Source organism: Rhodococcus sp. G6(2025), assembly GCF_058628105.1.
In genome coordinates this window covers 244,622-258,724 of sequence record NZ_CP179752.1, presented here as the reverse complement: position 1 = coordinate 258,724, position 14,103 = coordinate 244,622, and the positions used below count along the sequence as shown (strand labels likewise).

General features: G+C 63.3%; 9 protein-coding genes and 1 pseudogene. 5 read left to right on the top strand and 5 right to left on the bottom strand.

Annotation, left to right across the window (positions count from 1 at the left end; genetic code table 11):
* Positions 1-348 precede the first annotated feature (348 nt).
* From ACLIVD_RS42100 to ACLIVD_RS42090, 3 genes are all read left to right on the top strand, one after another.
* Entirely contained in the window at positions 349-657 is a 309-nt protein-coding gene (locus ACLIVD_RS42100; protein ID WP_491933695.1) for a hypothetical protein, read from the top strand.
* Between the two features lie 52 nt (positions 658-709).
* A complete protein-coding gene (locus ACLIVD_RS42095; RefSeq protein WP_491933694.1) occupies positions 710-2,221 on the top strand; it encodes a class I adenylate-forming enzyme family protein in 1,512 nt (503 codons plus the stop codon).
* Positions 2,222-2,537: 316 nt separating this feature from the next.
* Positions 2,538-3,506 carry a zinc-binding dehydrogenase gene (locus ACLIVD_RS42090; protein WP_491933693.1) on the top strand — a complete coding sequence of 323 codons (969 nt, stop codon included), beginning with the start codon at positions 2,538-2,540 and terminating at the stop codon, positions 3,504-3,506.
* A 1,029-nt stretch (positions 3,507-4,535) separates the two neighbouring features.
* On the opposite strand, the gene ACLIVD_RS42085 is transcribed toward ACLIVD_RS42090, so the two are convergent.
* Entirely contained in the window at positions 4,536-7,847 is a 3,312-nt protein-coding gene (locus tag ACLIVD_RS42085) for a protein kinase domain-containing protein (protein WP_491933692.1), read from the bottom strand.
* 472 nt (positions 7,848-8,319) lie between these two features.
* On the opposite strand from ACLIVD_RS42085, the gene ACLIVD_RS42080 reads away from it, so the two are divergent.
* Positions 8,320-8,529 carry a hypothetical protein gene (locus tag ACLIVD_RS42080; RefSeq protein WP_491933691.1) on the top strand — a complete coding sequence of 70 codons (210 nt, stop codon included), beginning with the start codon at positions 8,320-8,322 and terminating at the stop codon, positions 8,527-8,529.
* A gap of 159 nt (positions 8,530-8,688) precedes the next feature.
* Here ACLIVD_RS42080 and ACLIVD_RS42075 read toward each other — a convergent pair whose 3' ends face one another.
* Positions 8,689-9,483 carry an enoyl-CoA hydratase/isomerase family protein gene (locus tag ACLIVD_RS42075; protein WP_491933690.1) on the bottom strand — a complete coding sequence of 265 codons (795 nt, stop codon included), beginning with the start codon at positions 9,481-9,483 and terminating at the stop codon, positions 8,689-8,691.
* Between the two features lie 134 nt (positions 9,484-9,617).
* Here ACLIVD_RS42075 and ACLIVD_RS42070 point away from each other — a divergent pair.
* Positions 9,618-9,969: pseudogene (locus tag ACLIVD_RS42070) on the top strand (thioesterase family protein); the annotation flags it as partial.
* Positions 9,970-10,815: 846 nt separating this feature from the next.
* On the opposite strand, the gene ACLIVD_RS42065 reads toward ACLIVD_RS42070, so the two are convergent.
* From ACLIVD_RS42065 to ACLIVD_RS42055, 3 genes are all read right to left on the bottom strand, one after another.
* Positions 10,816-12,204: an MFS transporter gene (locus tag ACLIVD_RS42065; RefSeq protein ID WP_491933841.1), complete on the bottom strand. Its 1,389-nt coding sequence runs from the start codon at positions 12,202-12,204 to the stop codon at positions 10,816-10,818.
* 328 nt (positions 12,205-12,532) lie between these two features.
* Positions 12,533-12,703, bottom strand: coding sequence for a hypothetical protein (locus tag ACLIVD_RS42060; protein ID WP_491933689.1), 171 nt, complete (start codon positions 12,701-12,703; stop codon positions 12,533-12,535).
* 125 nt (positions 12,704-12,828) lie between these two features.
* Positions 12,829-14,004 carry an amidohydrolase family protein gene (locus tag ACLIVD_RS42055; protein ID WP_491933688.1) on the bottom strand — a complete coding sequence of 392 codons (1,176 nt, stop codon included), beginning with the start codon at positions 14,002-14,004 and terminating at the stop codon, positions 12,829-12,831.
* Positions 14,005-14,103 lie beyond the last annotated feature (99 nt).

Genomic DNA, 14,103 nt, shown 5'->3' with positions numbered 1-14,103 from the left:
CCCGTGCGCAAACGAGATTTGCGTACCGGCCGGCCGGCCGGGGCATTGTCACTGACCGTGGCGCCAACACTGCGCCGTGTTCCGATGCGCCCCAGAGTTTTCGCTGCCGGGTCTGTTTCTGCACGGACGTAATGTTCCCCGGCCGCCGGTACTCAGCCCGGCCGACCGGTGGATGGGCCGAGTTCTCGAGTGATTCACCGGGCGTGCTGTCGTGCGCGCCGCACGACAAGACATTCGGTGTCCTGACTCGAGGACTTACTGAGGCGATTGCCGGCGGCTAGACTGCCAGTCGGAGGCATTGTATCCTGGATGCAGAGAGGTTCGTTTACTAGCTTTGGAGGGATTCTTATGCGGTTCACGGTGGGCTTGCGGCTGCGAAGCGCGGTGGACGATACCCAGGTCGTGGTGATCCGGGCGTCAGAGGGTGACCTAGACGTCACCTGCGGCGGACACGCACTGGTACCTGTCGACGCGGATCCCGAAACCGAACTCACGATGCTCCCCGGGCGCAACGGGGGAACCCTGATAGGGAAGCGATACGCTGACCCCGCTTCGGGCCTTGAGTTGCTCTGCACCAAAGCCGGTTCCGCGAGCCTGTACCTCGGCGACGAACCGCTGCCGCTCAAGTCGGCGAAACCGTTGCCTGCATCGGACTGACCATGAGCCGACCGACAGAAGTGGATGCACAGGAAGTGGAGGCTGCACCGCAATGAATATCGCGATGATCGCCGAGATCGCCGCTGAAGCGGGCGGGGAGGGTGTCGCCTTCGGCGACGCCGATGGCGACACCTACATGAGCCTGTGGGACCGGGCGCGCCGAGCCGCGGGCTGGCTTGGCGGACACATGGTTGACAACGTCGCAATGGTGGGCGTGAACTCGCCGCTGTTGCCCACCGCGCTGTTCGGCGCGGCGCTCGCCGATCGCTCGTTTAGCCCACTGAACTACCGGTGGACTGTTACCGATCTTGATGCCGCGATCCGCAGGCTCGGCTCGGTTGTAGTCATTGTCGACGACGAGATCTTGCCTCGCTTCGCGGATTTGGTTTATGAGGACGGAATTGAGGTCATCGGACGTGACCGCTTCCTGGCGGAAGTCGACGCTAGCGAACCCGTCGAGGCAACGGGAGCTCCGCCGGAGCGGCCGGCGGTGCTTCTTTTCACCAGTGGTACATCGGGCGCGCCCAAGATCGCTGTTCTAGAGCACGTGAACCTTGCCTCTTACATCCTCGGAACCGTCGAGCTGATGTCTGCGCAGAACTCCGAAACGCAACTCCTCAGCCTGCCTCCGTATCACATCGGCGGTATCGCGAACCTGCTAAGCACGTTGTACAGCGGGCGGCGGATCGTGCAGATGGAGGCGTTTGACCCGGCGGAGTGGATCGAAACCGTCAGTACGCAGAAGGTCACCCACGCCACGGTTGTTCCAACCATGCTTGCCCGGATCGTCACCCTCCTGGCTCAGGACCCGGTGGGCAAGTTGTCGAGCTTGCGCCATCTCTCCTACGGCGGTGGTCGGATGCCGCTGCCCGTGCTCGAGGAGGCCATGCGGTTGCTGCCCGAGGTTGGGTTCGTTAACGGGTATGGACTCACCGAGACCAGCTCAAGCATCACGGTGCTCGGCCCGGACGACCACCGGGCGGCGGCGGCCTCGCAGGATCCTGCGGTCCGGGCCAGGCTCGGTTCCGTCGGTCGGCCCCTGCCCACCGTCGAGCTGTCTGTGCGCGACACTCAGGGTGAGCCAGTCGCCATGGGAAAGATGGGCGAGCTGTGGGTGCGTGGAGAGCAGGTCTCTGGCCGCTACGTCGGGATCGACTCCGAGCGGGACGATCGTGGGTGGTTCCGCACGAAAGACGCCGCTCGCATTGACAAGGAGGGGTTCGTCTTCCTCGAGGGCCGCCTCGACGACGTCATTGTCCGTGGTGGAGAGAATGTCTCCCCCGGAGAAGTTGAGGACGTACTGCTCACCCATCCGGATGTCGCAGACGCTGGTGTGGTCGGCCTTCCGGACGACGACTGGGGCGAACGTATCGCGGCAGCAGTTGTCGCGGCACCCGGCTGCAGGCCCGATCCGGTGTCGCTCCAGGACTGGGTACGCTCGCACCTCCGCTCAAGCAAGGCCCCGTCCATGGTGCAGGTTGTCGAGACGCTGCCGTATAACGACAACGGAAAACTCGTACGCCGCAGGCTGCGTGACCAGTTCGCTGACATCGGTGAAAGATGATACCGATGGACGCCGCGCGAGAGCCATCCTTTAGCCCTGTTCGGAATCGCGAGGCGAGCCTATCGGCCAACGTATTCAGCGTCCGGCCAATTGACAGTCTCGTCTCGGGCGGCAGCATCGGGGTGCATGTGCCCGAGCCCGAGCATATCTTCAGCACATGATCACCACCGCGATCGGATAAGTGCCCCGAGCACAGCACCGACAACAAACGGAATCAACAGGCCGACCGAGCAATTGCCGTTCCGGCATAAGTCGTCCATGACGGCTCGAGCATCGATTATCGAGACCGGAAGAGCGGTTTCAGAAGGGAGCACCAATGTTCGCCGTGTATGCCTCCGAACCAAAGCCCGACGCCCCGTTGGACGGGCTGGTCGTCGGTGAGCGCCCCGAGCCAGAGGTGCCCGAGGGCTGGGTGTCCGTGCATCCCACAGCCGCGGGCCTGAACATGCACGACCTGTGGACGCTGCGCGGGGTCGGGCTGAAGCCGGACCAGTACCCGATGATCCTCGGCAGCGATGCGGCTGGCACGCTCGACGATGGGACTCCCGTGGTCATCTATCCAATTGTCGGCGACCCAACCTGGTCCGGCGATGAGACTCTCGATCCGCGCCGCACACTGCTCACCGAGAAGTATCCGGGGACCTTCGCCGAGCAAGTCGTGGTTCCGACCCACAACGCCATCCCGCTGCCCGACGGGATTTCCCCCGTCAGCGCCTCCGTCATGAGCACCGCCTGGCTCACCGCCTACCGGATGCTGTTTACCAAGTCGGGCCTTCGACCCGGTCAAACCATGCTGGTGCAGGGCGCATCCGGCGGCGTATCGACGGCGCTGGTCCAACTCGGCCGTGCAGCTGGAATGACGGTCTGGGCCACGGGCCGGACCGAGGAGAAGCGCAACCTCGCCGCGAAGCTCGGGGCGCACGCAGTCTTCGAGTCCGGCGCGAGACTCCCCGACAAGGTCGACGCAGTGTTCGAGTCAGTTGGAGACGCCACGTGGAGCCACTCCATGCGTGCATTGCGCCCAGGCGGCGCCATCATCTGCTGCGGCTCGACCAGCGGCCCCAACCCCGGCGCAGACCTCCAGCGATTGTTCTACTTACAGATTCGGGTAGAGGGCTCAACCATGGGCACTCGCCAGGAGCTCATCGACTTGCTGGCCTTCGTCGCAAGCGCTGGTATCGAGCCACAGATCGGCCAGGAACTTCCGATGGACCGCGCCCGGGAGGCTTTCGCGTCGATGACCAGCGGGGAAACAGCTGGCAAGATCGTTCTGATAGCGCCATGACAAGCGATCCTTCCCATACTGGGCATGGCTACCCGCTCATGACCATGTTCCACAGCTCTTACGCCGGGCACGTATTCCTACCACGGTGAAACTTCACGCCAACGGCACCCGGATACAGCTCGTCAGCGATAACCACCGCAGCCTCTGCTGGGTACCGGAGCGGGGTGGTCGAGGTCAACCGTGCGATACTCCTTGTCGCTGCGACATCTCATGCAACTGCGTTGTCGCAGCGACCGCGAAGGCGATGCAGGTGCTACGGACCACCCAAGTTGGCATTGTCGCTCGCCCACGCCAACTCGAAATGCTCACACCCCGCGCTGCTCCGGAGCAATTGCAAGAGCGCGGGGTCTGCAGCAGCACCGACATCGATGTCGATTCGCGCAGCTGCGAATCCAGCCCAGCACAAATACCGAACGCCGTTGCGCCGTCCGGCGTTGCACGCCTATCCACGGCAAGCGTTGTTGCTGGAACCCCGGCCTGCCGATCTGGAAACCGAACTCGGCTACCTCGCCAACACAACGACTGTGAGCTCCGGCGTCAGTCTGAGAGCCGTTCGGGGTGTTCGTCCTACGCAGATGCGAATCATGGATCGTAGGTTCACCACTTTCGGGCGCCGGTGACGCTCTCGGGTGACGACCCGTCGCAGGATGCCACACCGGCACTGGTGATGTCACCGCACCGACCCGAAGCGTGATCAACAGCGGGACCTATGCCGCGATTTGAGGTTCCGGCGGTGATGCTGCGGAGATCGGCGTTCCGCAGTGTCCCAATTCATCACCGCACAAAGGTCGCCTGTCGAAGACTCCGATCCGCGGGGGTCATCTCCGGCGGGATCCTCACGGGTCTGCGATCATCTCGAGGGCCTACATGGTCGACCTTGGTCTTGCCGAGATAGTTCAGCAGTGGCTCTTCGAGATTGCCTCGACCGTGGACCAGTCCAGCGCTCGGCGACATACCAGGACAACAAGCCGAAGGCCATTGTGTACTAGCATTTTTCCTCTTTGTCACGTATGTCTTTCTACACCGATATCAGGAATTGAGGTCAGCGTCTGAGGAACGCATGTTCCGCGATGTCACGACCCACGCCGCAATCTGTGCGCGTGAGGTGAACCCCAGCTTGGCCAGGAGGTGTTCGACGTGTCCGTGCACGGTGCGTGGCGAGATCACCAGGCGAGCGGCGATCTCCTTGCTGGTCATCCCCACTGCGATCAGTTCGGCGACCTCATGCTCGCGCTTGGTCAGGTTCGCCGACGAGCCAGCAGCAGGTGCCGGCGGAGGCGAGGCTTGCTCGCCCAGCGCGTAGGCAACGGCTGCGCCGAAGCTGAGCGCACCGCCCTCCCGTCGGGCCGCGGCAAAGGCCTTCTCACTCAGCGCCTGTCGAGTCTCGCGTTCGCACTCCTCCTGGCACACCAGTAGCTCGGGCACCAACACCGTTGAACTCCCCACCGATCGGCTCAGCTCCTCCGCAGCCCCCATCAATACGACCGCGCGCTTGGCGTTCCGCTCCTCGGCGGCGATCCAAGCCAGTGCTTGCAGACAGATGCTGGCGTTCAGGCGGTCGTTCACCCTGCGGCCTACCTGCAGCGCTTGCCCGAGCAGCCGCACCGCCTGCCTGCGATTACCTTGCCGCCACACCGCAACAGCAAGCGCCCACAGCGAATACGACCGATATACGGATTCGCCCCGAGCCTCGGTGATCGTGAGTACCCGCTTATGGCATTCGATGGCCCGCTCCGCATCGCCCAGCAGGTCATCGGTCATGCCGAGACCCACGAGAGCTACGACCTGGAATAGTAGATCGCCGCGCGCGGTGTACACCTGGACGGAATTCTCAAGATGCGACCGTGCGTCGGGAAGATTCTCCTCGAACAGTGCCAGATATCCGGCAGCGTGGTCGATGTGTGCACGCATAACCGGGTCGGTCGTCTGGCCCGCGAGCGCGCGTCCCTCCTCCACCAGGGCGGCCGATACTCGAAGGTCGCCCTGCAGTCCGGCCAGGATGCTGCTTGCGTAGAGCGCCTTGGCCCGATGAACGGTAAGCGGGCCGGTCTGACAGGTCAAGAAGCGGTCGAGCCAACGACGCCCTTCGCTGAGCAAACCCCCGGAGAGCCAGAATGGGAAGAGGGCGGCGCCGATCCGAAGTCCGACTTCGGGACTGTCGGACACGCAGAATTCTAACGCCTGTCGCAGATTCGGCTGCTCCCGCTCGAGTCTGGCGATCCACTCGAGCTGCCGGGAACTGATCCAGTCGGCTTCCGCCTCGAGCGCCAACTGCTCGTACCAGTCACAGTGGCGGCGGCGAAGCTCGGGATACTGGCCGGTCTCCTGTGCCTTCTGTCGGCCGTAGTCGCGCAAGGTCTCGAGCATGCGGAACCGCACCGCGGCACCCGAGGCTTCTCGGGTGAGGATTGACTTGTCGATGAGGAAGGCCACGGTATCGAGTAGGTCTTCCGGGGTCAGGTCGCAGACCTTTTCTGCGGCATCGAGTTCGAAGCTGCCGGCGAACAACGACAGTTGAGCCCATAGCTGTTGTTCCTGCGGTGTGCACAGCTCGTGGCTCCAGTCGATGCACATTCGCAACGTCTGCTGCCGCGACGGTAGGTCCCTGTTGCCGCGGGTCAGCAGGGCGTAGCGGTCGGTCAGCCGCTGCAGGATCTGTTCGGGTGACATCGCCCGCAGCCGGGACGCCGCCAACTCGATCGGTAACGGCAACCCGTCAAGCCGGTGGCAGATCCGAGCGATGGTGACCTTGTTGTCCTCGGTGAGCTCGAACCCCTGGACGGCGGCGGCGCCCCGTTCGACGAACAATGCCATCGCGTCGTTGTGGGGCCGCCCCTTCGGTAGGCGATCGGGATCGGGGACCTCTAGTGGGGGAACAAGCAGCATCGCTTCCCCACCGACATCGAGTGGTTCGCGACTTGTCGCGAGAATCCGCAGCTGAGCGCATCCGTGCAGCAGTGTTTCAGCGAGCTTGGCGACCGCATCGACCATCTGCTCGCAATTGTCCAGCACCAGGAGCAGTTCGCGGTCGGCGAGGAACTCGACGAGCACCTCGTGCAGGGGTCTCGCCGAGTGGTCTCGTAACCCCAGCGCACCCGCCACCACACCCGCCAATAGCGACTCGCGCCGCAGCTCGCCCAGCTCGACCAGCGTCACACCGTCGGGATACTGGCGTTGCACTTTGGTAGCGACCCGCAGTGCTAGGCGGGTCTTGCCGACCCCGCCGATCCCGGTCAAGGTCACCAGCCGTGAGCTCGACAGCAAGTTTTTCGCCTCGGCCAGCTCCGTGTGTCGGCCGACGAAACTGGTTAGCTCCAGCGGAAGACCACCCGTTCGCCCGCCATCCAACGGTCGCCCTGACGGCCGGCGACCGTCCGACGCACGTCCGAAGGAAGAAGTCGCGCGCACGGCGGGCGTGCCTCCGTGCTTCTCCGTCGCTCCCGGTTCTGTGTATAGGGCCATTTCGGCGACCGGGAATCCATGGTGAAGCTGGGATTTGCGGAGTTGTCGGCCCAGTTCTGCGACTGTGGGACGGCTCTCCGGGTCGCTGGCCATGGAACCTTCGACGATGGCACTGACATCTTCCGGAATGCCGTGCTCACGCGGGTTCGGAGCAGGCTCAGCACTGATCCTCAGGAACTGGGCCACCAGCTGCTCGCCGCTGCGGCGTTCGAACGCGGCGTGCCCAGTGATCACAGCGAACAACGTCGCCCCCAGTCCGTAGACATCCGCAGCGGGACTCGCAGGGTTGCCAGCGATAATCTCGGGGGCGGTGTATGCCGGCGAGCCCGTCAGGATCCCGGCGGTGGTCTCGAACCCGCCGGTGATGTGGGCGATACCGAAATCCGACAGTGCCGGCTCGCCGTAGTCGGTCAGGAGGATGTTCCCCGGCTTGACGTCGCGATGAAGAATCCCCCGACGGTGCGCGGTTTCCAAGGCGCCAGCAATCTTCACCCCCAGCCGCAGCGTCTCGTCCAGCGGGAGGGGCCCGTGGCGGCGGATCCACGCGTCGAGGGAACCCTGGGCGTGGTACGGCATGACAATGAAAGGTCGACCGTTATCGGTGACGTCGACGTGAAGGACATTGACGATATTGGGGTGCCCGGTCAGCCTGCCCGCCGCGCGCTCCTCGCGAAGGAACCGAGCCTGGTTTTCCTCGTCGAGGTCGGCGGTGAGAACCTTGACCGCCACCACACGGTCCAACCACACCTGCGTGCAGCGGTAGACGACGCCGAAACCGCCATGGCCGATCTCCTGAGCGTCCCTGAATCCGACCGCAGCCAGCTCCGACGCGACCGAACCGGACACGTCGCGTTGTGTCGCGAATGGATCGTCGTTCACGGGCTACATCGATTCACCGGGTCCAGTGCCGAAACTGCACACGCCCACCTTTCGAGCGTGTACCCCAAGGGTATCGCCGACCGCCAGCCGAAGCCCGACATAACAACGACGGCTTCGGGGCAGTCACAGATATCAGACGCGCTTCCCGACCGCTGATCGGCGGGCGGTTGAAGACCAGGTTCGCATCCGCGCGAGGACCGCGACACCGTCTCCGCTGCACGCACGGTCTGGGAGTCGATCACCGCGGCCACCGGCAACGGGCAGTATTCAGCCACCACCCGGACCATGCGCAGCAACTCGTCACGGATCCGAGCTAGCACACCAGCACGATGCCAACGGGCGAACAACCCGTATACGGTCCGCCACGGCGGGAAGTCTGCGGGCAATGCCCGTCACTTGCCATACTTCGCACAGACCACGCGGCGAAGAAGGGTCAACAGCCGCAAGCACAGCATCGCAGTGGATCGGCGGAATGCTGCTGACTACGCTGGTCACCGGTGCCAGCGCCCAGGACCGCGACATCGCCCGAGAGCTGCTGGCCCGACTGCGCGCCGAGCATCCGGTGCTGCCGACGATCTGGGCCGATGGCGCCTACCGCGGCCCTGGTGCCATGGGCGGCGCAGCAGCTGCGGTTCCGGATCGAAGTCGTCTCCAGACCGCCGGGGTGCCCGAGGGTTCGTGATCTTGCCTCGGCGCTGGGCCGTCGAGCGCAGCTTGGCGTGGTTGTCACACGCCCGTCGCACGGTGCGCCACTATGAGTGGCTGCCGGAGTATGAATGAGATTTACGTAGACGTTCCGGAGTGCTCAGGTGGGGTGCGGGGATTGAGTACACCAGTCGGATCATCGGAAGGCCGGGGTTCGCTTGTTGAGGAACGCGGTTGTGCCCTCGGCTCCATCTGGGCCGGCGAAGAGTTTCGCGATTGTTGCCGCTTCGTCCTCGAGTTGGGCGGCGAGGTCACGGGCGACGGCTTCAGTGATGAGCCGTTTGGTATCGGCGTAGGCGGGGGCTGACCCCTTCGCCAATTCGGCGATCATGTCATCGGCTGTTTGGGTGAGATTCTCCGCCGGGATGGCTCGGCTGATCAGGCCCCATTCGGCGGCTTCAGTTCCGGTCAGGGGGCGGTTGGTCAGCGCGAGGTCCAGGGCGCGCGCGGCACCGAGGCGGCGCGAAAGCGTCCAAGTGGCCCCGCAGTCCGGGGAGATCCCGACCGCGGTATAAGCCAGGCGCATGGCCGCTTCAGACGCCATGAGCACGATGTCCGCGGCGAGCGCGAGTCCGATGCCGCCGCCGGCCACGGTGCCGTGCACGATGCTCACGACGGGGATCGGCACCTCACGCAAGGTCAGGATCGCCTGATGCAGTTCGGCCGCGACCGCCGCCATGTGCGGTCCGGGGTCGGCGGCTTCGGTGAAGTCTCGCAGGTCGCCGCCCACGCAGAAGGTTGTGCCGCGGGCAGCGATCACGGCTACCCGGATGGTGTCTTCAGCGGCCCCTCGGGCGGTCCGTTCAGCGGCTTCCCGGATCGCGTGCGCCGCGGCCATATCCAGTGCGTTACCGGTTTCACGGATCAGGGTGATGCGGGCGACGCGGTTCGCCAGCGTCCATTCCACGCGTTCGTTCAGTATCTCGGACAAAGGTTGTCGCCTTTCGTGATGTGCTGGTCGGCAGCCATGGTCTTGGCCGCCGCTGATGCTGAGGACCTGACCTGTAGATTCGCGTCTGAGATTCCGTCAGGTATGCCCACCCCGCAGGTCAGCACTCGCGGGGCGTATGGCCTGGCGGATACGTCACCTCCCGCCACACCCGCCCGCCGGAATGCCCCAACCCGGACGCACCGCCGCGTGGATCTCGACACCGCGGGACCTGGTGGCGGGGGAACGTGCGAGTGCCCTCACGTCCTATATCGCCCTGGTCGACACCGCCAACGGTATCGCCGTCCGGCAAGAACCCACCAATGGATGTTCCCCAACCTGGACCTGTGGACCGGCCTGGACACCAGCGTCGTCTTCGATCACGTAGGACAGGGCCTGACCACCACCGTCCTGCATGACACCCGAGGACCCATCGGAAGCGCCCAACAGATCCTCACCATCCGCCCACAACGAGAACATCAGCCGTAGAGACTTCCGAGCCGCGGCGGGGTGTCGTCGTCCAACTGCAGCTCCCCTATCGAACATGATCAGTGGCACACCCAGGCGTATGGCATCGGCGACCAACTCGATTCCTTGTCTATGCCTGGTGGGTCGCCAAGTGGCTGTTTGCCAACCTGGAGTCATAGTTGGCCAGCTCGCTGGGCTTTCACCACGCTGACCGCCCCAGCACCATTGCCTCCCGGTTGGCAAACAGGCACTTAGTCTGAAAACGGGCGAGAACCGTAGCTGGAAAAAGCCTTTCTGAATCGGCGAGCCGTGTCCGCGTCACAGCCGAACTCGTCGATGACATGCCAGAGTTGTTCTACGAATCTCGTCCTTGACATCCCGAACCTGACGAACGTCTCCTCCGCCGGCAGGCCACCGAACGCGGCCCACACACGGGCGTAGTCAATGATCTCGTCCGCGTCCTTCTTGGTTGCACGGGGTTGCCCGGTCCGTCCCAGTGCGGCGTCCTTTCTGCGCCCTGGCCACCCCCGATGGCTCCGGCTCACCCATTCGGCATCCGTTGCCTCATTGTTCGTCGGATCCGAACCTTGTGCACGGGCGGATCCCGCACCCTGATCTCCCCCGGGGTTATGCGTAACCATTTGCCACCACCCTTCGACAGATGTTGTGCGTCCGGGCTGACAAGTCCGGATATCCGTTGGCGCGCAGACAATCAGGCTCCGACATTCGCCTGAGTCGATGCGAATTCGGCCACCTCTGAGTAGAGGTGATCTCTAGATCGGCCAGTGCAGATGCTTCACACGACCAACGCCGCGAGTGTTCTGACTAAACAGGATTGCACCAGTCCACGATGGAGACACGAAGTAGTCATCGCGACCGTTCGGCGGTAGTGACGTTTCCGTCGTCGGACCCGGTGTCCTTCCGGACAATTCCCTTTGCGACAATAAGTTCGGAATCCAGTGCGTCGCGGCGGAAGTAGGCCACCGACGCTGCCGCAACGAGGCCGAACACTGAAAGAATTACGAGTCCCATCGCAACCGAGCCTGTCTGCTCCTTGATGATGCCGAAGCCGAACGGGGCAACGAAACCGCCAAGGTTAGCCAGAGAGTTGATGACGGCGATGGCCGGTGCAAGGACAACAGGGTGCAATGTCCGCTGCGGGATGGACCAAAGTAGCGGGGCTGCGCTCTTGAAACCCATGGTTGCAACACAGAGCAACGGCAGCGCGAGCCATGGGCTGGCGAACGCTGCGAGCATGGTTCCGATAGCTCCAACGATCAGCGTGATCACGAGGTAGGGCTTGTGACGTCCGGTGCGGTCGGCGGACCGAGTACAGATGTACATCGCAATGACCGCGAATATCCAGGGTAAGGAGGAAAGCAGGCCGACGGTCACATCTGTGGTGCCGGAAATACCACGGACTATGGACGGCAGCCAGAAAGTGTTGGCGTAGATCGCCATCGAAATGACAAACACGATACCGGAGCACACTAAGATTCGAGGTTCGAGGAGGAGCCTCCAGCGCGATGTTCCAGCCTTCTTGGGATCAGAACGGGCGACGCGCAGCCCGTCTTCGAGTGCGATTGTTGCCTGCAGGCCACGCTTCTCGTCGGACGTCAGCCACTTCGCGTCGTCGATCTTCGAGTCGAGCAGGCGGTAGGCGATGCACCCGACGACGACGGACAGCAGGCCTTCCAGCGCGAACATCCACTGCCAGCCGTGATGTCCGCCGAGTCCGTCGAGGGACAGCAGCGGTCCGGACAGCGGTCCGGAGATCGCGGCGGCGATCGAGGATCCGGCGATGAACAGTGCGGTCGCGCGGCTGCGGTGGTTGTTCGGCAGCCAGCGGGTGAAGTAGAAGATGATGGCCGGGAAGAAGCCGGCCTCGGCGACACCGAGGAGGAACCGCAGGGCGTAGAACATCTCCGGGCCGTTGACGAACGCCATCGCCGCGGACACGAGGCCCCACGAGATCATGATGCGGGTGAGCCACACCTTGGCGCCGAACTTCTCCATGAGCACGTTCGACGGCAGTTCGAAGATCGCATAGGCGATGAAGAAGACACCCGCACCGAAGCCGTACGCCGCGGCGCCGATACCCACATCCGCCTCGAGGTGAGTCTGCGCGTAGCCGATGTTCGATCGGTTCAGCTGGTTGCAGACCAACATCACGACGAACAGCGGCACAACGCGTTTGAAGATCTTAGCCACTGCTCTTTCCACCGCCGGGGATGCGGCAACAGCTTCGGAGGACATCGACACCTCTTCGGTAGGGGAATTAGTATGCATATGAACTGCCGCCTTTCCTCCGAAGAGTACGGTGGCACCCGTCACCCGCAGGAAGCTGCCTTGACTCAACAAGCCCTGTCGGATGCGTGCATCCGGAGCGAACGCCGGATACCAGCCGAAGCTCAAGCCCGGGTACGTACTGGAACAGCGGAGGGCGACGGGGACGCTTGGCTAACTCGCAGTAGGCGCTGGGACTCGGCGAACACGTTTCTAACGCCGACCGTTGCGTGAAGTCCCACCGTTGCGGTCCGCCACCCTATATTTTCGTATCCAGGCACTCGTCCATCTCTGCCTTCTAAAGAGTGGATCCGAGCACCGGTGCGGTCAGCTGATTCAAGAGCCCCGTCGGTCCGACCAGCTCGACACTGTCGGCGTTGGCCTGCGCCAATAGTCGTTGCGCCAACTCCTGGTGAACGATCTTCGATTGATCGATGGGATCGATTGCCTCGATTGCGCTCTCATTCACGTGTCGGCCAGAACCAGATCAACCAACTATCGGAACGGACAGTCCCTCGCACCTCGTTGGAATCACTTCAGTTACAGTGTGACACCTAGGAACCCACCTGTTCACGTTGTAGTCCCGCAGGTGACTCAGGCCCGAGGAAAGCGGTAGAGGGTGCGGGCGTTCGTCTCGACGATTTGGCGGACCTCGTCGTCGGGTACGTCGACGAACGCTTCCGTCGCGACCTTACGGCTATTGGGCCAGTAGGAGTCGGAGTGCGGGTAGTCCGCCTCCCACGTGATGCGGTCGATGCCGATCCGGTGGCGGTTGTCGATGCCGTACTGGTCGGTGATAAAGCAGCCCCAAATGTGCTTGGCGAACAGCTCTGAGGGACGCACCGTCTGGTGGATGTTCTGGTAAAAGCGATGGCGTTCCCACGTGTAGTCAGCCCTTTCTAGCAGCCACGGCATCCATCCGATACCTCCTTCAGCGACAGAGACTTTGAGCTTCGGATGGCGGTGGAAGACTGGAGAGAACAGCAGATCGCATACCGCGTTCATGGAGTTGGTTCCCATGAGGGTGGTCATCACGGCCATCGGAGCGTCGGGGGCGGTGAGGCGAACCTGGCCACTGGTACCGAAGTGTGTGCAGATTACGGCCTCGGTCTCCTCGAAGACGTCGAACAAACGGTCCCAATGTTCGGTGTGGAAGGACGGGTGCCCCAGCGGGACGGGGTTCTCCGGGAACGAGATCGCGCGAACTCCGCGATCGGTCAGACGGCGCAGCTCCACGATGGCAGCGTCAATGTCCCAGTATGGCAGGATGCCGACCGGAATGAACCGGTCCTGGTAGGGCGTCACCCACTCCTCGTGGACGTAGTCGTTCCAGGCCTTGGTGCACAGAAGTGCGAGCTCGGGGTCCTTGACATTTTGGAACATTGTCCCGGCGAACTTCGGAAAGGAAGGGAACAGAAGCTCGGCCTGTACGCCGTCGATGTCCATATCCTCGACTCGTGCGGATGGGTCATAGCAACCGGGGATCATGTCGTCGAAGCGCAGCGGCTCAGTGCCGATCTCTTCTCGGGGCTTACCCGCTACGGCGTTGAGTCCCAGCTGGGCGTACACCACCCCTTCGAGCACCCAGACCTGGCTGCCCTTGGGTGCCTTCTGGCCGAATCCGTACTGGTCAGTCTCCTCGCCGGTTGCTTCGATGACGCGGGGACCTTGCTCGACAAGTCTTTTCGGCAGTCGGTCAGACCACACCGTTGGCCGCTCGACCAGGTGGTCGTCCACCGAAATGAGCTGCATGTCGTCTGTCAATGGCATTATTTCATCACTCCCGATGCGGCTGTCAAACCCTGAGCGGTCGTCCGTTATGCCTCGACGGCACAACGCGATCCATTGCATCCAGGATACAACGTGATC

Coding starts and splice junctions, on each gene's coding strand:
- ACLIVD_RS42100 (WP_491933695.1), top strand. CDS start 349: ATGCGGTTCACGGTGGGCTTGCGGCTGCGAAGCGCGGTGGACGATACC.
- ACLIVD_RS42095 (WP_491933694.1), top strand. CDS start 710: ATGAATATCGCGATGATCGCCGAGATCGCCGCTGAAGCGGGCGGGGAG.
- ACLIVD_RS42090 (WP_491933693.1), top strand. CDS start 2,538: ATGTTCGCCGTGTATGCCTCCGAACCAAAGCCCGACGCCCCGTTGGAC.
- ACLIVD_RS42080 (WP_491933691.1), top strand. CDS start 8,320: ATGCTGCTGACTACGCTGGTCACCGGTGCCAGCGCCCAGGACCGCGAC.
- ACLIVD_RS42065 (WP_491933841.1), bottom strand. CDS start 12,204: ATGTCCTCCGAAGCTGTTGCCGCATCCCCGGCGGTGGAAAGAGCAGTG.
- ACLIVD_RS42055 (WP_491933688.1), bottom strand. CDS start 14,004: ATGCCATTGACAGACGACATGCAGCTCATTTCGGTGGACGACCACCTG.